At 59.7% G+C, this 24,148-nt stretch carries 24 protein-coding genes; 13 read left to right on the top strand and 11 right to left on the bottom strand.

Annotated features, from left to right (window positions below):
* Positions 1 to 4 precede the first annotated feature (4 nt).
* Positions 5 to 1,486 (bottom strand): AAA family ATPase, encoded by a 1,482-nt coding sequence (locus SOP97_RS07385; RefSeq protein ID WP_274089030.1) that lies wholly within the window; start codon positions 1,484 to 1,486, stop codon positions 5 to 7.
* Between the two features lie 55 nt (positions 1,487 to 1,541).
* On the opposite strand from SOP97_RS07385, the gene SOP97_RS07380 reads away from it, so the two are divergent.
* From SOP97_RS07380 to coq7, 3 genes are all read left to right on the top strand, one after another.
* Complete coding sequence (locus tag SOP97_RS07380) at positions 1,542 to 1,880, top strand: histidine triad nucleotide-binding protein (RefSeq protein ID WP_274089031.1); 339 nt, start codon at positions 1,542 to 1,544, stop codon at positions 1,878 to 1,880.
* Positions 1,865 to 2,698 (top strand): formylglycine-generating enzyme family protein, encoded by an 834-nt coding sequence (locus SOP97_RS07375; protein WP_322948798.1) that lies wholly within the window; start codon positions 1,865 to 1,867, stop codon positions 2,696 to 2,698. The genes SOP97_RS07380 and SOP97_RS07375 overlap by 16 nt, the downstream gene beginning before the upstream one ends.
* 110 nt (positions 2,699 to 2,808) lie before the next feature.
* A complete protein-coding gene (gene coq7, locus SOP97_RS07370) occupies positions 2,809 to 3,456 on the top strand; it encodes a 2-polyprenyl-3-methyl-6-methoxy-1,4-benzoquinone monooxygenase (RefSeq protein WP_322948797.1) in 648 nt (215 codons plus the stop codon).
* Between the two features lie 68 nt (positions 3,457 to 3,524).
* Here the strand turns inward: coq7 and SOP97_RS07365 are convergent, their stop codons facing one another.
* Complete coding sequence (locus SOP97_RS07365) at positions 3,525 to 3,950, bottom strand: OsmC family protein (RefSeq protein WP_090243951.1); 426 nt, start codon at positions 3,948 to 3,950, stop codon at positions 3,525 to 3,527.
* A gap of 234 nt (positions 3,951 to 4,184) precedes the next feature.
* Between SOP97_RS07365 and crp the strand changes: the two genes are divergently transcribed.
* Positions 4,185 to 4,829, top strand: a complete 645-nt coding sequence (gene crp, locus SOP97_RS07360; protein WP_136664372.1) for a cAMP-activated global transcriptional regulator CRP — start codon at positions 4,185 to 4,187, stop codon at positions 4,827 to 4,829.
* A gap of 59 nt (positions 4,830 to 4,888) precedes the next feature.
* Here crp and trpC read toward each other — a convergent pair whose 3' ends face one another.
* From trpC to rpe, 6 genes are all read right to left on the bottom strand, one after another.
* Positions 4,889 to 5,725: an indole-3-glycerol phosphate synthase TrpC gene (trpC, locus tag SOP97_RS07355; RefSeq protein WP_322948796.1), complete on the bottom strand. Its 837-nt coding sequence runs from the start codon at positions 5,723 to 5,725 to the stop codon at positions 4,889 to 4,891.
* Entirely contained in the window at positions 5,722 to 6,771 is a 1,050-nt protein-coding gene (trpD, locus tag SOP97_RS07350; protein WP_274089035.1) for an anthranilate phosphoribosyltransferase, read from the bottom strand. Before trpD ends, trpC begins: the two co-directional genes overlap by 4 nt.
* Complete coding sequence (locus SOP97_RS07345; RefSeq protein WP_322948795.1) at positions 6,771 to 7,364, bottom strand: aminodeoxychorismate/anthranilate synthase component II; 594 nt, start codon at positions 7,362 to 7,364, stop codon at positions 6,771 to 6,773. The genes trpD and SOP97_RS07345 overlap by 1 nt, the downstream gene beginning before the upstream one ends.
* 11 nt (positions 7,365 to 7,375) lie before the next feature.
* Positions 7,376 to 8,869, bottom strand: coding sequence for an anthranilate synthase component I (gene trpE, locus SOP97_RS07340; protein WP_322948794.1), 1,494 nt, complete (start codon positions 8,867 to 8,869; stop codon positions 7,376 to 7,378).
* A 213-nt stretch (positions 8,870 to 9,082) separates the two neighbouring features.
* A complete protein-coding gene (locus SOP97_RS07335; RefSeq protein WP_322948793.1) occupies positions 9,083 to 9,802 on the bottom strand; it encodes a phosphoglycolate phosphatase in 720 nt (239 codons plus the stop codon).
* Positions 9,799 to 10,473, bottom strand: a complete 675-nt coding sequence (gene rpe, locus SOP97_RS07330) for a ribulose-phosphate 3-epimerase (protein WP_274089039.1) — start codon at positions 10,471 to 10,473, stop codon at positions 9,799 to 9,801. The genes SOP97_RS07335 and rpe overlap by 4 nt, the downstream gene beginning before the upstream one ends.
* Positions 10,474 to 10,608: 135 nt before the next feature.
* Between rpe and SOP97_RS07325 the strand changes: the two genes are divergently transcribed.
* On the top strand, positions 10,609 to 11,649 hold the full coding sequence (locus SOP97_RS07325; protein ID WP_322948792.1) for an alpha/beta hydrolase family protein: 1,041 nt from the start codon (positions 10,609 to 10,611) through the stop codon (positions 11,647 to 11,649).
* Positions 11,650 to 11,651: 2 nt separating this feature from the next.
* Here SOP97_RS07325 and SOP97_RS07320 read toward each other — a convergent pair whose 3' ends face one another.
* The 3 genes from SOP97_RS07320 to SOP97_RS07310 are packed head-to-tail and all read right to left on the bottom strand — an operon-like array spanning position 11,652 to position 14,099.
* The gene (locus SOP97_RS07320) at positions 11,652 to 12,413 is read right to left on the bottom strand and encodes a DnaJ domain-containing protein (RefSeq protein WP_322948791.1); all 762 of its coding nucleotides are present in this window, start codon (positions 12,411 to 12,413) and stop codon (positions 11,652 to 11,654) included.
* Between the two features lies 1 nt (position 12,414).
* Positions 12,415 to 13,086 carry an N-acetylmuramate alpha-1-phosphate uridylyltransferase MurU gene (gene murU, locus SOP97_RS07315; protein ID WP_322948790.1) on the bottom strand — a complete coding sequence of 224 codons (672 nt, stop codon included), beginning with the start codon at positions 13,084 to 13,086 and terminating at the stop codon, positions 12,415 to 12,417.
* Positions 13,083 to 14,099 (bottom strand): aminoglycoside phosphotransferase family protein, encoded by a 1,017-nt coding sequence (locus tag SOP97_RS07310; RefSeq protein WP_322948789.1) that lies wholly within the window; start codon positions 14,097 to 14,099, stop codon positions 13,083 to 13,085. Before SOP97_RS07310 ends, murU begins: the two co-directional genes overlap by 4 nt.
* Before the next feature lie 125 nt (positions 14,100 to 14,224).
* On the opposite strand from SOP97_RS07310, the gene SOP97_RS07305 reads away from it, so the two are divergent.
* From SOP97_RS07305 to SOP97_RS07270, 8 genes are all read left to right on the top strand, one after another.
* The gene (locus tag SOP97_RS07305) at positions 14,225 to 17,041 is read left to right on the top strand and encodes an LPS-assembly protein LptD (protein WP_322948788.1); all 2,817 of its coding nucleotides are present in this window, start codon (positions 14,225 to 14,227) and stop codon (positions 17,039 to 17,041) included.
* Positions 17,022 to 18,314, top strand: coding sequence for a peptidylprolyl isomerase (locus tag SOP97_RS07300; RefSeq protein ID WP_322948787.1), 1,293 nt, complete (start codon positions 17,022 to 17,024; stop codon positions 18,312 to 18,314). The genes SOP97_RS07305 and SOP97_RS07300 overlap by 20 nt, the downstream gene beginning before the upstream one ends.
* A 150-nt stretch (positions 18,315 to 18,464) precedes the next feature.
* Positions 18,465 to 19,466, top strand: coding sequence for a 4-hydroxythreonine-4-phosphate dehydrogenase PdxA (pdxA, locus tag SOP97_RS07295; protein WP_322948786.1), 1,002 nt, complete (start codon positions 18,465 to 18,467; stop codon positions 19,464 to 19,466).
* A 107-nt stretch (positions 19,467 to 19,573) separates the two neighbouring features.
* Positions 19,574 to 20,386: a 16S rRNA (adenine(1518)-N(6)/adenine(1519)-N(6))-dimethyltransferase RsmA gene (gene rsmA, locus SOP97_RS07290; RefSeq protein ID WP_274089047.1), complete on the top strand. Its 813-nt coding sequence runs from the start codon at positions 19,574 to 19,576 to the stop codon at positions 20,384 to 20,386.
* Between the two features lie 31 nt (positions 20,387 to 20,417).
* Positions 20,418 to 20,798, top strand: a complete 381-nt coding sequence (apaG, locus tag SOP97_RS07285; protein ID WP_322948785.1) for a Co2+/Mg2+ efflux protein ApaG — start codon at positions 20,418 to 20,420, stop codon at positions 20,796 to 20,798.
* A complete protein-coding gene (locus SOP97_RS07280) occupies positions 20,798 to 21,619 on the top strand; it encodes a symmetrical bis(5'-nucleosyl)-tetraphosphatase (protein WP_322948784.1) in 822 nt (273 codons plus the stop codon). Before apaG ends, SOP97_RS07280 begins: the two co-directional genes overlap by 1 nt.
* Positions 21,616 to 21,945, top strand: coding sequence for a thiosulfate sulfurtransferase GlpE (glpE, locus tag SOP97_RS07275; RefSeq protein WP_322948783.1), 330 nt, complete (start codon positions 21,616 to 21,618; stop codon positions 21,943 to 21,945). The genes SOP97_RS07280 and glpE overlap by 4 nt, the downstream gene beginning before the upstream one ends.
* Before the next feature lie 276 nt (positions 21,946 to 22,221).
* Positions 22,222 to 24,144, top strand: coding sequence for a PrkA family serine protein kinase (locus tag SOP97_RS07270; protein WP_322948782.1), 1,923 nt, complete (start codon positions 22,222 to 22,224; stop codon positions 24,142 to 24,144).
* Positions 24,145 to 24,148: the final 4 nt, after the last annotated feature.

Genomic DNA, 24,148 nt, shown 5'->3' with positions numbered 1-24,148 from the left:
TCTCCTACCCCGCACTCACCGTGCGCCCATCCGCCCAGGCGCGAAGGGCTGCAAGATCCTCGGCCATGACCACTGAAAGCGGCGCGGTGGTCTGAATGCTTTGCAGCAACACCGCTTGGGCAACCGGCTGCTGCTGCGCTTGCGCGGCATACAGGGCACTCACTACTGCCTGTTCAATCTCTGCACCGGAAAACCCTTCAGAAATCGCCGCCAGCTCAGCCAAATCAAAGCTCGCCGGATCCAACTCGCGGCGCAGCAGATGAATACGGAAGATTTCGCCACGCACGGGCGCATCCGGCAGGTCGACAAAGAACAGCTCATCAAACCGCCCCTTGCGCAGCAACTCTGGCGGCAATCGCGAGATAACGTTGGCGGTGGCCACCATAAATACCGGCGCCTTGCGCTCGGCCATCCAGGTCAGGAGAGTACCAAGCACACGCTGGCTGACGCCGCCATCGTGGTCACCGCTGGCCAAACCCTTTTCAATCTCGTCGATCCACAGCACACACGGCGACATCTGTTCGGCCAGCTTCAAGGCTTCGCGCAGGTTACGTTCGGTCTCACCGAAGAACTTGTTGTATAGGCAGGCAAAGTCCAGGCGCAACAAAGGCAAGCCCCAGAGACCGGCGATCGCCTTGGCGGCCAGGCTTTTGCCGCCGCCCTGCACACCGACCAGCAGCACGCCCTTCGGCAGATCAACGCCTTTACCCTCAAGGAAGATGCTCTGCCGCTCACCCAGCCAGCGTTTGAGGTTGCCAAGCCCGCCCACCTCGGCGAAACGTGCCGTGTCGTACTCGAAACTCAACACACCATCGAGGTCAAGCAACTGGAACTTGGTCTTATTCAGCTCCGGCAAATCTTCCTGGGTAATCGCACCGTCATCACAGATCACATTACGCGCCAGCGCACGGGCCTCGGCATGGCTGAGGCCACGCAGGTTCTTCACCACCTGCTGCAAGGTGCGGTTATCGGTGCGCACGCGGGCATTGCGATTGCGGGCGCTCCAGCCAGTGGCTTCGTCGCGCACGATGGCCAGTAACTCTTCTTCAGACGGCAGCGACAGGCTGAAGCGCGAGGCGTAACGCTGCACCTCCGGCGGCAACCGGCAAGCGTGGGACACCAGCACCAGCGTCGGCTTGCTGGGCAGCTCGCTCATGGCGATTTCCTTGAGCAGTCGCACCAGCTTGGGGTTGTCGTCGAGAAACGGATGCAGGTCACACATCACATACAGCGTCGGTTGCGGATCCGCCTTGATCAGGCGCAGCGCAGCTTCCGGCTCCGTGGTGGCGCTGTCGACGGGCTCTTGAACAGAAAAACCCAGGCGCTGCAGCCCCTCGGTCACCGACCACACCTGCAAACCGAGGCCGCGGCGAACCGCCAGACTGGTCAGGGTTTCCAGAACCCGTACCTCGTCCCAGGACTCAATCAGCACCAGCTTGGTTTTGGAATCCAGCACCAGCCCCAGGTCGTGAATATCGTTTTTCACCCGCACTCCTTGTCCACTAAACTCGGGCCTCTTTTTAGCGGCCAGGAGACCGTCCATGGACTGTCTGTTCTGCAAGATCGTCGCTGGTGAAATACCGGCGCGCAAGCTTTATGAAGATGATCAGGTGATTGCCTTCCACGATATTGGCCCACAAGCGCCGGTGCATTTCCTGGTCATCCCGAAAAAACATATCCGCACCCTCAATGACCTGAACGAAGCCGATACCGCATTGGCGGGGCACATCCTCATCACGGCCCAGCGCCTAGCCAAAGAGCAAGGCTGCGATGACGGCTTCCGAGTGGTGATGAACTGCAACGAGCTGGGTGGCCAAACCGTCTATCACATTCATATGCACGTACTGGGTCAACGGCAGCTGGCATGGCCGCCGGGTTGAAGCGCCAGTACCTGGCGACGCTGATGCTGCTCGGCCTGTTGAGCAGTGCTCCGGCGCAAGCGCAAACACCAGGCCATGTATTCAGCGACCCTCTAGGCGAAAACAAGCAGGGGCCGTCACTGATTGTGCTGCCGGCCGGGCATTACGTGCTGGGCGATCACAGCGGTCGCGGTAATCATAATGAACGGCCACTGACGCCCATTGAAATCAACCGCCCGTTTGCTATGGGTCGCTACGAGGTCAGCTTTGCCGACTGGCAGCAGTACGCCGCGGCCACCGCCACGCTGATGCCGGATAACGAAGGCTGGGGCTTATCGGCACAGCGGCCGGTGATCAACGTCTCCTGGTATCAGGCCGTGGCCTACTGCCAATGGTTATCCAAGGTCACCGGGCAGCGTTATCGACTGCCCACTGAAGCCGAATGGGAATATGCCGCACGTGCGGGGACTGATAGCTATTACTGGTGGGGCGAACAGCTCGACAGCCCGGAAACGCAGCCGCGCGCGCATTGCCGTGGCTGCGCCACCTCACGCCTGATCCAGAATAAGAGCGCGTTCATCGGCCAGTTCAACGCCAATGCCTTTGGCTTGCACGACACCGCGGGTAATGTCTGGGAATGGACGGCCTCGCGGTTTGTCAGCCCTTTCGACGGTAGCGAGCGAGTCGCCGCAGGGTTACTCGACAACAGCCCGCGGACGGTGCGCGGTGGTGCGTGGAACAGTGGCCCCAGCTACCTCCACAGCAGCCAGCGCGACATGAAGCAGCCGCAGCATACGAACTATGCCCTGGGGTTTCGCGTGCTGCGCGAGCTGCCTTAAAGACACGCATCCGCCTTGTTGAGGCGACGCAACGGCTGCGACGAAACGTCAACAGACCCTCCGCATGGTTTGGAGTAAACTGACCGCCGTAGTCATCGCCGGAGGTCCCAATGGCCAGCGAACGTCAATTTTCACCTGTTGATCGCCTGTTACTGCAAGCCGATGCCGCGCTGCGCACCCTGCTGCCCTTCAGTGGTCAGCCCACTCGACCGTCACCGGCCATCGTGCAGCCAGAAGCTGAGCTGGATGACGCGCAGACCCAGCATATTGCCGGCCTGATGCGCATCAACCACACCGGTGAGGTGTGCGCCCAGGCGCTGTATCAGGGTCAGGCCCTGACCGCCAAGCTGCCACAGGTGCGCCAGGCCATGGAGCATGCCGCCGATGAAGAAATCGACCATTTAGCCTGGTGCGAACAACGCATCCGCCAACTCAGCAGCCAGCCCAGCATTCTTAACCCGCTGTTCTACGGCCTGTCTTTTGGCGTCGGCGCGGCGGCTGGACTGATCAGTGACAAAGTCAGCCTGGGTTTTGTGGCGGCCACCGAAGATCAAGTGGTCAAACACCTCGATGAGCACCTGCAGCAAATCCCCCAAGACGACCAGAAGTCCCGGGCGATTCTCGAGCAGATGCGTATTGATGAAGAACAGCATGCGTGCAACGCCCTCGATGCGGGCGGCCTGCGCTTCCCCGCGCCGGTGAAGTTCGGCATGAGCCTGCTGGCCAAGGTTATGACCAGCACCACGTACCGCGTATAACGCTAAATCAGCGGCACAAAAAAGGGCACCTCGGTGCCCTTTTCCTATCACGGCAATCGCGCGACAGCTTATTCAGCCAGTTCGATAATTTCGTAATCATGCGTGATCTCGACGCCACCACGCCCCAGCATGATCGACGCCGAGCAGTACTTCTCAGCCGAGAGTTCGACCGCACGCTTGACCTGCGCCTCTTTCAAGCCGCGGCCCTTGACCACAAAATGCAGATGGATCTTGGTAAACACCTTGGGCTCTTCCGTGGCGCGCTCAGCCTCCAGAAACGCCTCGCAGCTTTCTACCGCCTGGCGCGATTTTTTCAGGATGCTGACGACATCAAAGTTACTGCAGCCGCCCAGACCGATCAGCAGCATCTCCATCGGCCGCACACCCAGGTTACGTCCACCGCTCTCAGGCGGACCGTCCATGACCACTGCATGGCCGCTACCCGACTCACCAATAAACAGGGCTTCGCCGGCCCACTGAATCCGCGCTTTCATTGCCCAGGCTCCGCTGTTAAAAAGGAACGCAGCTTAGCACAGCACTTTTGCCAAGCTGGCATGCTCCACTTGCGCTGAAGTTCCGCGCTTAACTGTTAGCCAGGTCGCAAATCCACATCTGTTATAAGGGTGTTTGTTAAGATGGCGCCTGATTACTGGCACACTTGTGCAGATAACTATTATTAGAAACGCCAGCCAAACAACGGCTTACTCTTATAAATTCGGGATTCGGGCATGGTTGCTATTACCCTCACACCTAAAATAAAAAATCTCGACAAGCTTCTCGCGCATTGCCACCGTCGTCGCTACACCGCCAAAAGCACCATCATCTATGCAGGTGATCGCTGCGAAACGCTGTTCTTCATCGTCAAAGGGTCGGTCACTATTCTGATCGAAGACGATGATGGTCGAGAAATGATCATCGCTTACCTCAACTCCGGCGACTTCTTTGGTGAAATGGGCCTGTTCGAAAAGGACGGCACCGAAAAAGAACGCAGCGCCTGGGTGCGCGCCAAGACTGAGTGCGAAGTCGCGGAGCTGAGCTACGCCAAGTTCCGCGAACTCACCCAGCAAGACCCCGACATTCTGTATGCACTGGGCAGCCAGATGGCCGAACGCCTACGCAACACCACGCGTAAAGTAGGCGACCTGGCTTTTCTTGATGTCACTGGCCGCGTAGCACGCACCCTGTTGGACCTGTGCAAACAGCCCGACGCCATGACGCACCCTGACGGCATGCAGATCAAGATTACCCGCCAGGAAATCGGCCGTATTGTCGGCTGCTCGCGGGAGATGGTCGGGCGTGTACTCAAGGCCTTGGAAGAACAAGGGCTGGTCAACGTCAAGGGCAAGACCATGGTGGTCTTCGGCACCCGCTGAGCCTGCAAACGCCAACAAAAAAGCCGACACATGCGTCGGCTTTTTTGTGGCTTGGTGAATCAATCCACGTCAGGCGAAGTGACCACCCGCTTGCGCTCAGGGAAGAACAAGCGCTCCAGCTCAACCCCAGGATTGTCGGCGCGCATAAACGCCTCGCCCACCAGGAAGGCATAGACCTCGCTGATCTCCATCAACTCGACATCAGCGCGATTGAGAATACCGCTCTCAGTCACCACCAAGCGGTCACGCGGAATCCGTGGCAGCAGATCAAGGGTGGTCTCTAAGTTAAGTTCGAAGGTGTGCAGGTTACGGTTGTTAATGCCCACCAGTGGCGTATCCAGCGTTTTCAGCGCACGCTCCAACTCATCGCCGTCATGCACTTCCACCAGCACATCCAAATCAAAGGCTTTGGCCGTGGCGGCCAGCTCGGCCATCTGCGCATCTTCCAGGGCAGAAACGATCAGCAGCACGCAATCGGCACCGAGCGCGCGCGCCTCGACGATCTGGTACGGGTCGATCATAAAGTCTTTGCGGATCACCGGCAGTGAGCAGGCCGAGCGGGCTTCTTGCAAGTAACGATCGGCACCCTGGAAGAAATCGATATCCGTCAGCACCGACAGGCAAGTAGCACCACCAGCCTGATAACTCTGCGCAAGCTCCGTCGGCACGAAATGCTCGCGCAGCACGCCCTTGCTCGGCGACGCTTTCTTGATTTCGGCGATCACCGCCGGCTGTTTGCGCTTGGCCTGTTCGATCAGGGCCCGGGCAAAGCCACGCACCGGATCGGCGCTGCGCGCCTGCTGCTCAAGCTCGGCGAGACTGATGATGGCGCGACGGGCGGCCACTTCCTCAGCCTTGCGCGCAAGAATCTTCTCCAGAACAGTTGGAATACTCACCCGGCATTCTCCTCGTTGAATACGGCGGTAAAGGACACCAACTCCTGCAACTTCTCCCAGGCCAACCCTGTGTGCAAAGCATCGTGAGCCAGCGCTACACCTTCTTTCAGGCTAGTCGCCAGATCTGCCGCATACAACGCCGCACCGGCATTCAGCGCGATCATGTCCGCGGCCTTTTGCCCGGCGTCAGTTTTACGCTTGCTTAGCGCGTCACGGATCAGCGCTAACGAAGCCTCCGGACTTTCCACGGCCAACCCGATCAGGCTCTGGCTCTTTAGGCCGAGGTCTTCCGGCAGCACTTCATACTCGCTGATCACCCCATCCTTCAACTCGGCCACATGGGTCGCAGCCGCCAAGCTGAATTCATCCAGACCGTCGCGCGAGTGCACCACCAAAATATGCTGACTGCCCAGGCGCTTGAGCACCTCGGCCAGTGGTCGGCACAGTGCCTGACTGAATACGCCAACCACTTGATGCTTGACTCCAGCCGGGTTGGTCAACGGGCCGAGCATATTAAAGAGGGTGCGCAGACCCAGCTCTCGACGCGGCACGGCGGCGTACTTCATCGCCGAATGGTGCACTTGGGCGAACATAAAGCCGACACCCACGCTGTCGATACACCGCGCCACTTGCTCGGGCGTCAGCTGCAGGTAAATACCCGCGGCCTCAAGCAGATCGGCACTGCCGCTCTTGCCCGACACCGCACGGTTGCCATGTTTGGCGACCTTGCCGCCGGCTGCGGCGACCACAAAGCTTGAAGCCGTCGACACGTTGAAGATATTGGCGCCATCGCCGCCAGTACCCACCACATCCACCACATGGTCGAGGGTCTGCAGGTGCACATGGCTGGCCAGCTCACGCATGACCGAGACCGCACCGACGATCTCGTCGATGGTCTCGCTTTTCATACGCATGCCCATCAGGAATGCGCCAATCTGTGCATCCGTGCACTGACCGGTCATGATCTCGCGCATGACGTCCTGCATTTCTTCGGTGCTAAGGTCGAGCTGATTGACCACTCGATTGAGGGCTTCCTTGATATTCATCAGCGCAGGCCTCCTTGTTGTTTGAGGAAGTTAGCGAACAGTTCATGGCCCTGCTCGGTGAGAATCGACTCGGGGTGGAATTGCACACCCTCGATATGCAGCGTCTTGTGGCGCAGGCCCATGATTTCATCCACCGAACCGTCTTCATGCTGAGTCCAGGCCGTCACTTCCAGGCAGTCCGGAAGGGTTTCGCGCTTGACCACCAGCGAGTGGTAACGGGTGACCGTCAATGGGTTGTTCAAGCCGGCAAACACACCCAGATCACAATGAAAGACCGGGCTGGTTTTGCCGTGCATCACCTGGCGTGCGCGCACCACATCGCCGCCAAACGCCTGGCCAATACTCTGGTGGCCGAGGCACACACCGAGAATTGGCAGTTTGCCGGCAAAATGCAGGATGGCCTCGATGGACACCCCCGCCTCGGTCGGCGTGCACGGGCCGGGCGACACCACGATGCGCTCAGGCTGCAGCGCTTCGATCTCGGCAATCGACAGCTCGTCGTTGCGAATAACCTGAACATCGGCACCCAACTCGCCCAGGTATTGCACCACGTTGTAGGTAAAGGAGTCGTAGTTATCGATCATCAGCAGCATGGCAGGACTCCTCAGCGCGTGGACGGGTCAGTGACGGTTTGCTCGGCGAGCGCCACAGCACGGAACATGGCGCGACGCTTGTTCAGCGTTTCCTCCCACTCCAGCGCGGGCACTGAGTCGGCCACAATGCCGGCGCCGGCCTGTACATGCAGCTCACCGTTTTTGATCACCGCGGTACGAATGGCGATGGCGGTGTCCATATTACCGTTCCAGGCCAGGTAACCCACGGCACCGCCATAAACACCACGTTTGACCGGCTCTAGTTCATCAATGATTTCCATGGCGCGGATCTTCGGTGCGCCGGACAAGGTGCCCGCCGGCAGGATGGCGCGCAGGGCGTCCATCGCGGTCAGACCTTCCTTCAATTGACCGGTAACATTGGAAACAATGTGCATCACGTTGGAATAACGCTCGATCACCATCTTCTCGGTGAGCTTGACGCTACCGGTGCTGGCCACCCGACCAACATCATTGCGGCCCAGGTCAATCAGCATCAGGTGCTCGGCGACTTCTTTGGCATCAGAGAGCAGGTCTTCTTCCAAGGCCAGATCGGCTTCTTCATTGGCGCCACGCGGACGGGTGCCGGCAATCGGGCGCACGGTGACCAAGCCATCTTCCAGGCGCACCAGCACTTCCGGCGAACTGCCGACCACATGGAAGTCGCCGAAGTTAAAAAAGTACATATAAGGCGTCGGGTTGATACACCGCAGCGCGCGGTACAAATCAATCGGCGCCGCCTTGAAGGGAATCGACATGCGCTGCGAAATCACCACCTGCATGCAGTCGCCCGCGAGGATGTAATCCTTGATTGCCTTAACCGCGTGCTCGTAATCATCGCGTTTGAAACTGGAAACGAAGTCTGGATCAGCTGCGGCAGGCGCAGCCAAGTCGACACCCAAGCGCGGAGTGATCGGCTGACGCAACTTGTGCAGAATTTCCTGCAAGCGCGCCTGCCCCTGTTCCAACGCATCGGCATCAGATGGGTCAACCAGCACAATGGCGTGCATCTTGCCGGCAAGGTTGTCGAACACCACCACGGCATCGGACACCATCAGCAGAATATCCGGGGTGCCCAGAGCATCCGGGTTCACGCCCTTGGCCAGCTTGGGCTCGACATAACGCACGCTGTCATAGCCGAAGTAACCGACCAACCCGCCGTTAAAGCGTGGCAGGCCCGGCAGGGTCGGTACCTTGTAGCGATCTTTGAATTGCTCGACAAAGGCCAGCGGGTCTTCGCAGTGATGGCGTTCAACCTCCACACCATCGACGCTGACCGTTACATCGTGCTCATAGGCACGCAGCACGGTACGCGCCGGCAGGCCGATAATGGAGTAACGCCCCCACTTCTCACCGCCCTGCACGGACTCGAGCAAGTAGGTGTTGGCTTCGTCAGCCAGCTTCAAATAGATGGACAGTGGCGTGTCGAAATCCACCAGGGTTTCGCAGGCAACAGGAATACGGTTATAGCCGGCAGCGGCTAAACGCAGGAATTCTTCGCGGGTCATGATCAGCCTCGTGGCTTGAGGTAATTCGGTCGTGTGCAAGCGTGCCGACTGGGCGGCCAAGATCAGGTCAGAGGCGCCAGCGCCAACGGGCCAGGGCCTTGATGATTTTCATATCGGCGCTTGCCGACCAACGCGTGCAGGTAACCACCACGAAACTCTCTTAATTCAGGCGGGATAGGAGTGCGGTCACACTAGCGCAGGGCTAGAGCCGAATCAACCCGCAAGGCCCGGCAAAAGCGCTGACTCGGCCGAGCACAACAAGCCTGCCAAGTTATCCAGCACCTGCGCGGGGTTCTCCTCAGCAATCGGCCGACCATGGTTGTAGCCATAACTCAGCGCCACACACCGCACCCCCGCCGCGCGAGCCGCCAGCACATCGTTGCGTGAGTCGCCAACAAACAACGCCTGGTCGGCGTCAACCCGCGCCAGCTGCATTACATGCAACAATGCTGCGGGGTCAGGCTTCTGCTGAGGCAGGGTATCGCCACCGATGATCCAGCGGAAATAGCCACCCAAGCCCTTCTCATCCAGCAAGGGCGCGATAAACTGCTCAGGCTTGTTCGTCACTATCGCCAGCTCGACCTGCTGCTCGCGCAACCAGTCCAGGGTTTGCCGCACGCCAGGGTAGACTTGAGTCAGCGTATGGCTTTCGGCGTAGTACTGCATAAACAGCTGCAGCGCCTGCTCAGCGTCCGCGTCATCGATCTCGGCGTGTTCAAGGCTACCCGCCAGGGCGCGGCGCACTAAAACCCGCGCGCCATTACCCACCCAATTACGCACCTGCTCTAAACCCGCCGCTGGCTGCCCCAACACGAGCAAGGTCTTATCAACCGCTGCGGCCAGGTCCGGCACCGAATCGACCAGGGTGCCGTCCAGGTCAAACATCACCAGGCGCGGCAACTCACCTTGAAACAGCTCGCGCAGCAGACTCATCCGCGCGCCAGCGCCAGTTCAGCGCGCATGGCGTCGATCACCGCTTTGTAGTCGGGCTGATTGAAGATGGCTGAACCTGCTACGAAGGTGTCGGCACCGGCGGCAGCGATTTCACGGATATTCTGCACATTGACCCCACCGTCGATTTCCAGGCGAATGTCGCGCCCGGACGCATCAATAAGCGCGCGCGCCTCTTTGAGCTTTTCCAGGGTATGAGGGATAAACTTCTGCCCACCGAAACCGGGGTTAACGCTCATCAACAGGACCATGTCGACTTTGTCCATCACGTGCTTGAGCACATCCAGCGGCGTGGCGGGGTTGAACACTAAGCCTGCCTTGCAGCCACCCTCGCGGATCAGCTGCAGGGAGCGGTCGATATGCTCGGACGCCTCCGGGTGGAACGTGATGTAGCTCGCGCCTGCCTCAATAAAGTCACCAATGATGCGATCCACGGGTTTGACCATCAGGTGTGCATCAATCGGTGCGGTGATGCCGTACTTGCGCAGCGCAGCGCAGACCATCGGGCCAATCGTCAGGTTCGGCACATAGTGGTTGTCCATCACATCGAAGTGCACGATGTCAGCCCCGGCGGCGAGTACCTTGTCCACTTCCTCACCCAGGCGAGCGAAGTCAGCGGAAAGGATCGACGGAGCAATGGCGAAGGGTTGCATAACGCACCTCGGGGGTATTCACGGATGGCGCGCATTGTACCAGCCCCATCGCCGGCCTGGCGCACTCAGCGACACCTGACAAAGCAGAACTGAAAAGGCTAGGCTGGGCGCATACGACACATTCTGGAGAGCCCCATGTTTCCGCGCGCCGCCGCATCTGCTCTGAGCCTGCTGCTATTAACCGGCCCGCTGCATGCCGAAGAGCAGGCCGCCGCAAACACAGCCTCAACTGACACCGCGGCCGAAGCAACCGAACCCGTGCGCCCCCCCCTGGCCGAGCGCAGCGAAATGGAAGCGACTGCACTTGCACAGCAGTTGGAACCGCAGGAACAACAGCATCTGCAGGCAGGCGATGAACGCTTTCTCGCGCTTTGGTTACCCGCAAACACCGCAGAATCCAGCGGCGTGGTCATCATCTTGCCGGGCGACGCTGAAACGGCCGACTGGCCGCAAAGTGTTGGCCCCTTACGCCACAAGCTGCCCGATGCTGGCTGGCACAGCCTTAGCCTGACCTTGCCCGACCCAAACGGCGATACACCGCCGCTGCGCAGCCCAGCACCGCAAACGCAAACGCAAACGCAAACGCAAGCCGCGAATGAAACCCCGGTCGAAGCCGATCCGGCAACGGCGGCAAGCGAGGAAGCCAACACACCCGCAGATGCCCCCCGCACAGACACCCGCGACAACTCGCTCGACAGCGCCGAAACCGCGGCGAGCAAAGCGAAAAACATCGAAGAACAGCAGCAAGCCCATGCCGACCGAGTGCTGGCGCGCATCGAATCGGCCATCGGCTTTGCCGAACAGCAGCAAGCCAAGACCATCGTCCTGCTTGGGCACGGCAGCGGCGCTTACTGGGCCGCGCGTTACCTGGCCGAACGCAAGCCAGGCAATATTCACAACCTGTTAATGGTCGCCGCAGCGTTGCCGGCCGGCTACACACCGCCACTGGATGAGTTGATCCCGCAACTTCCGCTGGCCACCGGCGACTTTTATTACAAGGACCTGCCCGCCGATCGCACTGCCGCGCTCAAACGCTCGCAAGCCAGCAAGCGGCAAAAGCAGAGCGGCTATACACAGGTCGCAATGAAAGCCCTACCAGGCAATCGCGAAGCCGAGCAGGAACAACTCTACCGGCGTATCCGCGGCTGGCTAACGCTCAAGCTGCAGGCCAAATAGCCCTAACGGAAGCCATGACGCTGACGAATCAGGTCATAGGCCTGATGCAACTCACGGGTTCGCTCGGTCGCCTCACGGACACGTTCTGGCGAGGCGTTACTGCCCGCCAGCTTGTCGGGGTGATGGCGACTAAGTAAGCGCCGGTACGCCTGTTTTATGCGCGCAGGCTCGGAGTCGGCACTGACATTTAACAGACTCAGTGCACGCTGATAGGCACCACTGGCGGTCGAAGCCAGATGCACCTGCTGAGGCGCATAGGCGTCACTGAACTGCGCCTGGGTAGCCGACGATACGTGCAACCACTTTCCCCACAGCATGATCAGTTCACGCTCAGCCTGACCGACCTGACCATCCACCCACGCCATACGCCAGCAAGCACGCAGCAGCATCTCTGCATGTTCATGCTGGCGGCGTAACGGGCCGCGCAGACTGTCACGTCCGGTCTTGCCCCGGGCGAATGCCGCAACCGCCTGACGCTGACTGTCGCTGCTCAGCCCGAGACGCTGCATTTCTGCCCGCGCCTGCTGAATATGGGCTGGCAGCACACGCCCACCACTTTTGGCCAAACGCCCCAACAAAACAAACAGCAGCCACTCATCACCCGTTTGCGCACGCCCCCCCAAACGCTCACGCAAGGCAGACCAGGATTGCAGGCGCAAACGTCGATCCAGCACCTGCCCCAACAAACCGCCCAGCAGGGCACCCGGAATACTCGCGACTGCCAACCCGACAACCGCTCCCAGCAGGGTCGCAGGCCAGAGCATCTTAGTGGCGCGCCTCAAGTAGACGCTCAACTTCCGCCAGCCGCTCATGGGTGCCGACATCCACCCAGCAGCCAGTAAATTGCTCACCGCTGACTTGCCCTGCCGCCATCGCCGCACGCAGCAAAGGCGCAAGCTTGAAGGCGCCAGGCTGACAGCTGGCAAACAACGCCGGCGACAAGACCGCTATGCCGCTGTAGGTCAAACTTTTCTGGGCGACCTGCGCATCGCTGACCCGTCCAGCTCGCAGGCAAAAATCACCGCCCGCGTGATGGTCAGGGTTCGCCACCAGCACCAGATGGGCCAAACCCACCAAGGGACGGCGCAGCTCGGCAAAGGGGTAGTCGGTAAAAATATCGCCATTGATCAGTGCAAAAGGCTGATCACCCAGCAATGGCAGGGCCTTGAAAATCCCGCCACCGGTTTCCAGCGGTTCGGCTTCTGCGGAATAGGCGATGCTGACGCCGAAGCGCGAACCATCACCCAGATAATCCTCAATCTGCTGACCGAGCCAGGCGTGATTGATCACCACCTCGGTAAAACCGGCCGCCGCCAGAGCGCGCAGGTGATACTCAATCAGCGGCACACCTGCCGCGCGTACCAATGGCTTGGGCGTGTGCAGGGTCAATGGGCGCAACCGCTCGCCCTTGCCTGCAGCAAGAATCATCGCCTTCATGCCGGCGCCCGCTGCAGGCTGACCAACAACTCACCCAGCTCAGCCAACTCCGGCCGGCGCGCCAATACCGCTTCTATATAAGAGAAGAAGCGCGGCACGTCCCCCAGGTACTTGGGCTTACCATCGCGGTGGCAAATGCGCGCGAAGATGCCAATCACCTTGAGATGACGCTGCACCCCCATCAAATCGCTGGCGCGCAAAAAGTCTTCCAGCAACGGCTGCACCGGCACACCCGCTTCACGCGCCTGCAGCCAATATTGCTCCAGCCAGCTTTGTACGCGCGCCTCGGGCCAGCTGAGGAACGCATCCTTGAACAAACAGGTAATGTCATACGTTACCGGGCCGTAGACCGCATCCTGAAAATCCAGCACGCCGGGGTTCGGCTCACCGAGCATCAAGTTGCGCGGCATATAGTCGCGATGCACCAGCACCTTGGGCTGCGCCAAGGCGCTGTCGATTAACAGCTGACTCACACGCTGCCAAGCCGCCTGCTGCGCTGGGGTGAACTCAACCTCAAGATGCCGCTGTACATACCACTCGGGGAATAGCTGCAGCTCGCGACGCAGCAGCGCGTCGTCGTAGCTGGGCAATGGCGTGGTCATCGGCAGCTGCTGAAACGCCAGCAGTGCATGCATCGCATCGACAAACAACGCATCCGCATTGTCTTCATTAATGACATCCAGGTAGGTCTGCCGACCTAAATCGTTGAGCAGGAGAAAGCCACGCTCAAGGTCTGCCGCAAGAATCTGCGGCACATTGAGGTGGGCCTCAGCCAGTAACTGCGCGACCTTGACGAAAGGCCGGCAATCCTCCAACGGCGGCGGCGCGTCCATCACGATCAGTGTCCGTGCCCCACCTTGCCAACGGAAATAACGGCGAAAACTGGCATCACTGCTCGCAGGCGTCAGCGTGGCAGCGGGTACGGCGCCCCAGCCCTGCTTAGCAAAAAGCGCTGGCAGCAGCGGCTCCAGCCAGTTTCCGAGGAGTTTTAGGCGTACATCTTCATCAGGCATTACAAGGTCTCCGACGGCGCTAGCCGTTGCGCGGGTCATGCTTTATTATCCAGCATCTTTTCAAGCCCATCGAGAGGCGTGCGGCCTCAGGGCCATTGGCGCGCAGGAAGCCCGGATAAAATAAGATGGCAGTAAAATACCCCGCGTTTCGTAAAAAATTCCCACTCTTGGTTACTAGCAGCCTCCTGGCGCTTCAACCCGTGGCCATTCCATTTGCCGTTGCTGCCGAACAGTACGATTGCCAGGTTTCCGCCAGCGGCGGCTGGGCATGCGCCCCGAAAGCCAGCAATGCTGCACTGCCAGCCCGACCAGTACAACGTGATTCGCTCGCCAGTAGCAAGGCCGCCGACGGCACAGCCGAACCCGCCCAGGCTAAAGCGGCGCAAGCGACATTGGTTACCGAAAGCCGCGGCAAGGTTCTGGCATCACGCAGCGCCGACTACAGCCACCTCGATTGGGTGCCGCGTGAAAACCTCAGCGCCGCCCAGCTGGCTGAAACCGGCCCTTACTGCGCAGGCGCGTATGTCGAGCCGATTCGGCCGGGCATGAATGACCAAACGCCGATGAATGAAGCGCCGATGTTCCTCTCGGCCAAAGCCTCGCGCTATGAGCAGGAAGAACAGGTCGCCACCCTCGCGGGCGATGTGGTGCTGCGCCAGGCCGGCATGCAGGTAGAAGCAGATGAAGCCAACCTGCGCCAGGCAGAGAACCGCGGCGAACTGATCGGCAACGTGCGCCTGCGTGATCAGGGCATGCTGGTGGTCGGTGATCGCGCCGAGCTGCAGCTGGACAACGGCGAAGCCAAAGTCGACAACGCCGAATATGTCCTGCACAAGAGCCATATCCGCGGTAATGCGCTCTACGCCAAGCGTGAAGAAAGCGCGATTATCCGCCTCAAAGACGGCACCTATACCAGCTGCGAACCCGGTAGCAACGCCTGGCACTTAAAGGGTAATAACATCACCCTAAACCCGGCCACCGGCTTCGGCACCGCGACTAATGTGACCCTGCGGGTGAAGAATATTCCGGTGTTCTACACACCGTATATTTACTTCCCAATTGATGACCGTCGTCAGTCCGGCTTCCTGCCGCCGAGCATCGGCAGCTCAAGCGGTAATGGCCTGACACTGCAAACACCGTATTACTTCAACCTGGCGCCGAACTACGACGCCACGCTGTACCCGACCTATATGGCTGATCGCGGCTTGTTGATGGAAGGCGAATTCCGCTACCTGACCAAGAACAGCGAAGGTCAAGTCGGCGGCGCCTTCCTGCAAGACAGCAATGACGACCGCAAACTGCAGTCCGACGCGGAAGACCAACGCTGGATGTACAGCTGGCAGCACAAGCAGGGGCTCAATGATCGCCTGCTGGCCGAAGTCGATTACACCGACATCAGCGACCCGTACTACTTCCAGGACCTGAGTACAGACCTGGGCATTGGCATCGACACCTACGTCAACCAACGCGGCACCCTGACTTATCGCGGTGAAGGCTATACCGCACGGCTGAACGCGCACGCTTACGAGCTGGCCAACATCACCGACATCACCCCCTATAATCGCCTGCCGCAACTGACTCTGGATGGCGTACTGCCATTTAAACCTGCCGGGGTTAACTTCAGTTACGGCACGGAATACGTACGCTTTGACCGCAGCCTGCGCAAAGGCAACTTTATTGATGAAGACGGTGGCCCGCTCAACGCCAACGGCACAGTCGGCACACCTTGGTATGACACCCGACTGAAAGGTCTGGCGCGCGCCAACGGCGAGCGCTTACATGTTGAACCGGGCATTAGCCTGCCGTTGAACTGGAGCTGGGGCTATATCAAGCCACAGTTCAAATACCTGCAGACCCAATACAATTTGAGTCTGGACTCTCAGGGCAAAGCTGATATTGCCAACGCTCAGGCAGGTAGCTTCCTTGCAGAGCAAAACTACAAGAGCAACCAGAACCGTGGCGTCGGCATGTTCAGCCTGGACAGCGGCCTGTACTTCGACCGCAACACTCAGCTGTTCGGCACCCAGTTCCGCCAAACACTGGAGCCGCGCGCCTTCTACCTCTACGTACCGGAAGAAGATCAAACTGATATCCCGGTTTTCGACACGGGTGAAAGTACCTTTAGCTATTCCTCGCTATGGCGTGAAAACCGCTTCTCTGGCAAGGACCGCATCGGCGATGAGAACAAGCTGTCGCTGGGCATCACCAGCCGCTTGATTGAGAGCAACGGTTTTGAACGCCAGCGTTTCAGCATTGGCCAGGCCTTCTACTTTGAAGACCGCCAGGTACAGCTGCCAGGCATTGACTACCGTACTCGCGCTGACGCGACAGCCTCAGTATCGCCTTATGCGCTCGAGTACCTCTATCGCTTTAACCGCGACTGGCGCTTCTCGTCGGATTTCAACTGGGATCCAGACAGCCACAGCACCCGCTCCGGCAGCGCGATGTTCCACTACCAGCCAGAAGACAACCCGAACAAGGTGGTTAACGCCGGTTATCGCTACCGTAATGACACTGTGCGCTTTGACGAAGCCAGTGGTAACTGGGTAGTCGGCGGCGGAGACTACGGCACAGTTGGCTCACCCGAATACATCAAGGACTACTACAAGATCAGCCAGCACGATTTCTCGGTTATCTGGCCGATCGTGCCGCAGTGGAACGTGATCTCCCGTTGGCAGTATGACTACGGCCGCGACCGCACCCTGGAAGCCTTTGCCGGCTTCGAGTACGACAGCTGCTGCTGGAAACTGCGACTGATCAACCGCTACTGGATCGACTACGACGAAGTCAGCCTGAACCCGTCGCTAAACGACCAGGCTGACCGCGGCATCTTCCTGCAGATCGTTCTCAAAGGTCTGGGCGGTGTAGTCGGCAATAAAGTGGAGTCTTTCCTCGACCAAGGCATTCAAGGTTATCGTGAACGTGAAGATCAAGCTTTCTGATTGCATGCGCCCGCTGCTGTTGGGCGCGCTGTTTCTGGGTACTGCGGCACAGGCTGAAGTACAACCACTCAACCGCGTTGTAGCGATTGTCGATAACGATGTCGTCATGCAAAGCCAACTCGATGCACGCCTGCGTGAAGTGCAGCAGACCATCGCCCAACGCGGTGCCTCGGTGCCGCCCGCAAGCGTACTCAGCCAACAGGTGCTGGAGCGCCTGATCATCGAGAACATCCAGCTGCAGATTGGTGAGCGTTCAGGCATTCGCATTACTGACGAAGAACTGAACCAGGCCATCGGCACCATTGCCCAGCGCAACGGCATGAGCATCGAGCAATTCCGCGCAGCCTTGGCGAAAGACGGCCTGTCCTACACCGATGCGCGTGACCAAGTGCGCCGCGAGATGATCATCAGCCGCGTGCGCCAACGCCGCGTGGCAGAGCGCATCCAAGTGACCGATCAGGAAGTGCAGAACTTCCTCGCGTCCGATCTGGGCAAGATGCAGCTGTCGGAAGAGTTCCGTCTGGCCAACATCCTGATCCCGGTGACAGAAGGCGCCTCCCCTGAGGAGATACAGGCCGCTGAGCGTAAAGCCCGCGACCTGTATCAACAGCTGCAACAGGGTGCCGACTTCGCCCAGCTAGCTATTGCCAACTCGGCCAGTGAAACCGCGCTTGAAGGCGGCGAAATGGGCTGGCGCAAGGCAGGTCAACTGCCTCCACCGTTTGACACCATGCTGAGCGCCTTGCCGGTTGGCCAAGCGACTGAGCCGATGCGCACACCCGGCGGCTTTATCATGATCAAGCTGCTGGAAAAACGTGGCGGCGACAGCCAGGTGCGTGACGAAGTCAATGTGCGTCATATCCTGATCAAGCCCAGCGAGATCCGCAGTGAAGCCGAGACCAAACGCTTGGTCGAGCGCCTGCATCAGCGCATCCTGGCCGGCGAAGACTTTGCCGAACTGGCGAAGAACTTCTCTGAAGACCCAGGCTCAGCGCTAAACGGCGGCACATTGAGCTGGATCGACCCGAGCGTCTTGGTGCCCGAGTTCCGCGAGGTGATGAACAACACGCCCGCTGGCGAATTGTCCAAGCCCTTCAAGAGCCCCTACGGCTGGCACGTACTCGAAGTCATGGGCCGCCGCGCCACTGACAGCAGCGCCGAGTTCCGCGAGCAGCAAGCCCTGACCGTGCTGCGTAACCGCAAGTACGATGAAGAGCTGCAAGCCTGGTTGCGCCAGATCCGTGATGAAGCCTACGTCGAGATCAAACTCTGACCGGCTAGGCCCACGCCACGCTGACGGACGCTACAGATCAAGCCCGGCTTATGCACACGCATCGCCGGGCTTTTTCATGCTGATCGATTACCGCAGCGCTACCCTAAACTGACGCACCAACCGAGTTGGCGCATAACTGAGAGTTCTCCGATGACTGCCGCCCGACTTTTTGCCCTCACCCCCGGTGAACCTGCCGGCATTGGTCCCGACCTGTGCCTGCTACTCGCCAGAGAAGCGCAGCCGCATGCGCTAATTGCCATCGCCAGCCTGAACTTGCTGGCCGAACGCGCCCGGCTGCTGGGGCTGAACATTCAACTGATCAGCGTCGGCCCTGAATCGTGGCCGAGCCAGGCTGCCCCCGCCGGTAGCCTGTATGTCTGGAACACCCCGCTGGCCGCCCCAGTCGAGCCGGGCCAGCTGGACACAAGCAATGCGCACTATGTGCTGGAAACGCTTACCCGCGCCGGACAAGGCTGCCTCGATGGACACTTTGCCGGGATGATTACCGCCCCCGTGCATAAAGGCGTGATCAACGAAGCCGGGATTACCTTCTCCGGGCATACCGAATTTCTTGCCGAACTGACCCACACCGAGCAAGTGGTGATGATGCTCGCGACCCACGGCCTACGCGTAGCACTGGTGACCACCCACCTGCCGCTCAAGGATGTGGCGGACGCCATCACCGCAGAGCGCATAAGCAGGGTCACGCGCATTCTCGACCATGACCTGCGCACGAAATTCGCCATCGCTAAGCCGCGCATCCTGGTGTGCGGCCTCAATCCGCATGCCGGCGAAGGCGGCCATCTGGGCCGTGAAGAGATCGAAATCATCGAGCCCGCGCTGCAACAATTGCGCAGCGAAGGCATCAACCTGATCGGCCCGCTGCCGGCGGACACCCTGTTCACCCCCAAACATCTAGAGCATTGCGACGCGGTGCTGGCCATGTACCACGACCAGGGCTTGCCGGTACTCAAATACAAAGGCTTTGGCGCAGCGGTGAACATCACCCTGGGGCTGCCGATCATCCGCACCTCGGTCGACCACGGTACCGCGCTGGATTTGGCCGGCAGCGGCAACATCGACAGTGGTAGCCTGCAGGTCGCCCTGCAAACCGCTTACGCAATGGCCGAGAGCCAGGTGGCAAGCTGCTGAGCACGACGCCAAGCGCAGGCGTGCGCCGCCAATGCTGTTAAACTGCCGGGCTTTCTACCCGCGTTACATTCGCTTCAAGCCCCTGGGTTGAAGCCTGGAGCTGCTGCATGTCCGAATACCAACACCGCGCGCGCAAGCGTTTTGGCCAGAACTTCCTGCATGACGCCGGGGTTATTCACCGCATCCTGCGCGCCATCCATGCCCGCGAAGGCGAGCACATGCTGGAGATCGGCCCGGGCCAAGGCGCGCTAACAGAAGGCCTGCTGAACAGCGGGGCGCAGCTCGACGTGATTGAGCTCGACCGCGACCTGGTGCCGATCCTGCAACACCAGTTCGGCAGCAACCCGCGTTTTCGCCTGAACCAGGGCGACGCCCTCAAATTTGATTTCAACCAATTGCAGGCCGCGCCACACAGCCTGCGCGTGGTCGGCAACCTGCCGTACAACATCTCCACCCCGCTAATTTTCCACCTATTGAACAACGCTGCGTTGATTCGCGACATGCACTTTATGCTGCAAAAGGAAGTGGTCGAGCGTCTGGCGGCAACGCCAGGTGGTGGCGACTGGGGCCGCCTGTCGATCATGGTGCAGTACCACTGCCGCGTGGAGCATCTGTTTAACGTCGGCCCTGGCGCGTTCAACCCGCCGCCCAAAGTCGACTCGGCGATCGTCCGCTTGGTGCCGCACGAAGTGCTGCCACACCCTGCCAAGGATCATCGTCTGCTCGAGCGCGTGGTACGTGAGGCCTTTAACCAGCGCCGCAAAACCCTGCGCAACACCCTTAAAGCCTTGCTGACCGCCGATGACATCGAAGCCGCAGGGGTGGATGGCAGCTTGCGCCCGGAGCAACTGGACCTGGCTGCATTTGTCCGCTTGGCGGACAAGCTGGCCGAACAACCTGCCGCGACTGACAGCGACTAAACTGGCTTTCTGCCTACCGAGCTAATGACCCATGAGCGATTCGCGCTACCACATCGACGTCAGCGTCGTGACCCGCTACCTGCCAGAGCAATCGCAGCCGGAGCAGAGTCGCTTTGCCTTCGCCTACACCGTAACAGTGAGCAACACCGGCGAAATCCCGGCCAAACTGCTCTCGCGGCACTGGGTGATTACCGATGGCGATGGCCGTGTGCAGGAGGTGCGTGGCGCCGGTGTTGTTGGCCAGCAACCACTGATCGAGCCGGGCGCCAGCCACACTTATAGCAGCGGCACGGTGATGACCACCCGCGTCGGCATAATGCAGGGCAGCTATCAAATGCTCGCCGAAGACGGCAAACGCTTTGACGCCACAATTGCGCCCTTCCGCCTGGCGGTGCCGGGCTCGCTGCACTAATGGCCACCTACGCTGTCGGCGACCTGCAAGGTTGCCTGAAACCGCTACAGTGCCTGCTTGAGCGTGTGGCCTTTGACCCTGCACAAGACAAGCTGTGGCTGGTCGGCGACCTGGTCAACCGCGGCCCAGAATCCCTGGCGACGCTGCGTTTTCTCTACAACATCCGTGACGTGCTGACCTGCGTACTGGGTAATCACGACCTGCACCTGCTGGCGGTTGCGCACAATATTGAGCGGCTGAAAAAAGGTGACACCCTGCGCGAGATTATTGATGCGCCGGATGCCGCCGACTTGCTCGACTGGCTGCGTCGGCAAAAACTGCTGCATTACGACGAGGCCCGCGACACCGCGCTGGTGCATGCCGGCATCCCGCCACAATGGACCATGAGCAAAGCCCTAAAACGTGCCGCCGAGGTCGAGGAAGTCCTTCGTGATGATGCACGCCTGCCGCTGTTTCTAGACGGCATGTACGGCAATGAACCGGCCAAGTGGGAAAGCGACCTGCACGGCGTGCCCCGCCTACGGGTGATCACCAATTACTTTACGCGCATGCGCTTCTGCAAAGCCGATGGCACCCTCGACCTGAAGAGCAAGGAAGGCGTCGGCAGCGCCCCACCTGGTTACGCGCCCTGGTTCAGCTACAAACAACGCAAAACCCGTGGCCAACGGATCATCTTCGGCCACTGGGCAGCGCTCGAAGGGCAATCCACGGAACCCGACGTGATTGCCCTGGACACCGGCTGCGTCTGGGGCGCCAGCATGACCCTGATGAATATCGATAGCGGCGAGAAATACAGCTGCGACTGTAAGGAGCAAGCATGAGCGAATTCAAACGCATCCCACCCGAGCAGGCTCAAGCCTTACGCCAACAAGGCGCGGTGGTGGTCGACATCCGTGACCCACAGAGCTTCGCCGCCGGCCACATCAGTGGCGCACAACACCTCGATAACCACTCACTGCACGCCTTTATCACCCAGGCCGATCTCGATGCGCCGCTGATCGTCGCCTGCTATCACGGCAACTCCAGCCAGAGTGCCGCAGCCTACTTGGTCGGCCAGGGCTTCAGTGATGTGTACAGCCTCGATGGCGGTTTCGAGCTGTGGCGAGCCACCTTCCCCGACCAGACCGCACAATCAACCGAAGAATAATTTTTAAAGCGCCAGGCCGCACCAGCAGCGGCCTGCCGACCACTCCCGACCAACGGTAATATCCTGTTATCGTTGCGCGCCCCTTGCCCCTGCCGATTCCGAACTATCCTTTAGCTCAGGCCATCCAAAACAAGGTAGAGCCGGCCAAACGGCATCGGGCCATCGGTATGACTTTTAGGTGATCTGGGGGGATTTATCCCGGCTGCATCCGCACCGGGGGCGACCCAGCATCTGACCGACCCCGCACCGGCTCTGCGCATCGAGCGAGGTGAAGTCATGAGCATTTTCAGCCACTTCCAACAACGTTTCGAAGCGACTCGCCAGGAGGAACTCTCCCTCCAGGAGTACCTCGAACTGTGCAAGCAAGATCGCAGCGCCTATGCCTCAGCAGCCGAGCGTCTGCTGCTGGCCATTGGCGAACCTGAACTGCTCGACACCTCAACCGACCCGCGGCTGTCGCGCATCTTCTCTAACAAGGTGATTCGCCGCTATCCGGCCTTTGCCGACTTCCATGGCATGGAAGAATGCATCGACCAGATCGTCTCCTACTTCCGCCATGCCGCTCAGGGCCTGGAAGAGAAGAAACAGATTCTCTATTTGCTTGGCCCGGTGGGCGGCGGTAAATCGTCCCTGGCAGAAAAGCTCAAGCACCTGATCGAAAAAGTGCCGTTCTACGCAATCAAGGGCTCGCCCGTATTCGAGTCGCCACTTGGCCTGTTCAGTGACGCCGAAGATGGCGGGATTCTCGAGGAGGATTACGGCATTCCGCGGCGCTACCTGGGCAGCATCATGTCGCCCTGGGCAACTAAACGCCTGCAGGAGTTCGGCGGCGATATCAGCCAGTTCCGCGTGGTCAAACTCTACCCCTCGATCCTCAACCAGATCGCCGTAGCCAAGACCGAGCCAGGCGACGAGAACAACCAGGACATCTCCGCCCTGGTCGGCAAGGTGGATATCCGCAAGCTGGAAGAGTTTCCGCAGAACGATGCCGACGCCTACAGCTACTCAGGCGCACTGTGCCGGGCCAACCAGGGCCTGATGGAGTTCGTCGAGATGTTCAAGGCGCCGATCAAGGTGCTGCACCCGCTGCTTACTGCGACTCAGGAAGGCAACTACAACAGTACCGAAGGCCTCGGCGCGATTCCTTACAGCGGCATTCTGCTGGCGCACTCCAACGAATCGGAATGGCACAGCTTCCGCAACAACAAGAACAACGAGGCGTTCATCGACCGCATCTACATCGTCAAAGTGCCGTACTGCCTGCGCGTGACTGACGAGATCAAAATCTACGACAAGCTGCTGTTCAACAGCTCCCTGGCCAATGCCCACTGCGCACCAGATACGCTGAAGATGCTCGCGCAGTTCACCGTACTCAGCCGCCTGAAAGAGCCAGAAAACTCCAACGTCTACTCGAAGATGCGCGTGTATGACGGTGAAAACCTCAAAGACACCGACCCAAAGGCCAAGTCGATTCAGGAGTACCGCGACACCGCTGGTGTAGATGAAGGCATGAATGGCCTATCGACCCGCTTCGCCTTCAAGATCCTGTCCAAGGTATTTAACTTCGACCCGCACGAAATCGCCGCCAACCCAGTGCACCTGCTCTACGTGCTGGAGCAGCAGATCGAGCAGGAACAGTTCCCGACTGAAACCCGCGAGCGCTATCTGCGTTTTATCAAGGAGTACCTGGCGCCGCGTTATATCGAGTTCATCGGCAAGGAAATCCAGACCGCCTACCTGGAGTCTTACAGCGAGTACGGCCAGAACATCTTCGACCGCTACGTGCTGTACGCCGACTTCTGGATTCAGGACCAGGAATACCGCGACCCGGAAACCGGCGAAATCCTCAACCGCGTGGCACTCAACGAAGAACTGGAGAAGATCGAAAAACCTGCAGGCATCAGCAACCCCAAGGACTTCCGCAACGAGATCGTCAACTTCGTATTGCGCGCCCGCGCCAACAACAATGGCAAGAATCCGACCTGGCTCAGCTACGAGAAATTGCGCGTGGTGATCGAGAAGAAGATGTTCTCCAACACCGAGGACCTGCTGCCGGTCATCAGCTTCAACGCCAAGGCGAGCAAGGAGGACCAACAGAAACACAACGACTTCGTCACTCGCATGGTCGAGCGCGGCTACACCGACAAGCAGGTGCGCCTGCTGTCTGAGTGGTATCTACGGGTTCGTAAATCGCAATAAAACG

The organism is Pseudomonas spirodelae, from assembly GCF_034653255.1.
Lineage (GTDB): Bacteria > Pseudomonadota > Gammaproteobacteria > Pseudomonadales > Pseudomonadaceae > Aquipseudomonas > Aquipseudomonas spirodelae.
The sequence above is the reverse complement of the archived record's forward strand: the minus strand, read 5'-3'. Positions and strand labels throughout refer to the sequence as shown.

What these genes read in the sequence shown, in the direction of transcription:
- SOP97_RS07270 (WP_322948782.1), top strand. Translation starts at nt 22,222, where the DNA reads ATGAGCATTTTCAGCCACTTCCAACAACGTTTCGAAGCGACTCGCCAG.
- SOP97_RS07375 (WP_322948798.1), top strand. Translation starts at nt 1,865, where the DNA reads ATGGCCGCCGGGTTGAAGCGCCAGTACCTGGCGACGCTGATGCTGCTC.
- SOP97_RS07335 (WP_322948793.1), bottom strand. Translation starts at nt 9,802, where the DNA reads ATGAGTCTGCTGCGCGAGCTGTTTCAAGGTGAGTTGCCGCGCCTGGTG.
- rpe (WP_274089039.1), bottom strand. Translation starts at nt 10,473, where the DNA reads ATGCAACCCTTCGCCATTGCTCCGTCGATCCTTTCCGCTGACTTCGCT.
- apaG (WP_322948785.1), top strand. Translation starts at nt 20,418, where the DNA reads ATGAGCGATTCGCGCTACCACATCGACGTCAGCGTCGTGACCCGCTAC.
- rsmA (WP_274089047.1), top strand. Translation starts at nt 19,574, where the DNA reads ATGTCCGAATACCAACACCGCGCGCGCAAGCGTTTTGGCCAGAACTTC.
- glpE (WP_322948783.1), top strand. Translation starts at nt 21,616, where the DNA reads ATGAGCGAATTCAAACGCATCCCACCCGAGCAGGCTCAAGCCTTACGC.
- crp (WP_136664372.1), top strand. Translation starts at nt 4,185, where the DNA reads ATGGTTGCTATTACCCTCACACCTAAAATAAAAAATCTCGACAAGCTT.
- trpE (WP_322948794.1), bottom strand. Translation starts at nt 8,869, where the DNA reads ATGACCCGCGAAGAATTCCTGCGTTTAGCCGCTGCCGGCTATAACCGT.
- SOP97_RS07365 (WP_090243951.1), bottom strand. Translation starts at nt 3,950, where the DNA reads ATGAAAGCGCGGATTCAGTGGGCCGGCGAAGCCCTGTTTATTGGTGAG.
- SOP97_RS07325 (WP_322948792.1), top strand. Translation starts at nt 10,609, where the DNA reads ATGTTTCCGCGCGCCGCCGCATCTGCTCTGAGCCTGCTGCTATTAACC.
- trpD (WP_274089035.1), bottom strand. Translation starts at nt 6,771, where the DNA reads ATGAATATCAAGGAAGCCCTCAATCGAGTGGTCAATCAGCTCGACCTT.
- murU (WP_322948790.1), bottom strand. Translation starts at nt 13,086, where the DNA reads ATGAAGGCGATGATTCTTGCTGCAGGCAAGGGCGAGCGGTTGCGCCCA.
- SOP97_RS07320 (WP_322948791.1), bottom strand. Translation starts at nt 12,413, where the DNA reads ATGCTCTGGCCTGCGACCCTGCTGGGAGCGGTTGTCGGGTTGGCAGTC.
- SOP97_RS07280 (WP_322948784.1), top strand. Translation starts at nt 20,798, where the DNA reads ATGGCCACCTACGCTGTCGGCGACCTGCAAGGTTGCCTGAAACCGCTA.
- SOP97_RS07305 (WP_322948788.1), top strand. Translation starts at nt 14,225, where the DNA reads ATGGCAGTAAAATACCCCGCGTTTCGTAAAAAATTCCCACTCTTGGTT.
- SOP97_RS07310 (WP_322948789.1), bottom strand. Translation starts at nt 14,099, where the DNA reads ATGCCTGATGAAGATGTACGCCTAAAACTCCTCGGAAACTGGCTGGAG.
- SOP97_RS07380 (WP_274089031.1), top strand. Translation starts at nt 1,542, where the DNA reads ATGGACTGTCTGTTCTGCAAGATCGTCGCTGGTGAAATACCGGCGCGC.
- SOP97_RS07345 (WP_322948795.1), bottom strand. Translation starts at nt 7,364, where the DNA reads ATGCTGCTGATGATCGATAACTACGACTCCTTTACCTACAACGTGGTG.
- pdxA (WP_322948786.1), top strand. Translation starts at nt 18,465, where the DNA reads ATGACTGCCGCCCGACTTTTTGCCCTCACCCCCGGTGAACCTGCCGGC.
- coq7 (WP_322948797.1), top strand. Translation starts at nt 2,809, where the DNA reads ATGGCCAGCGAACGTCAATTTTCACCTGTTGATCGCCTGTTACTGCAA.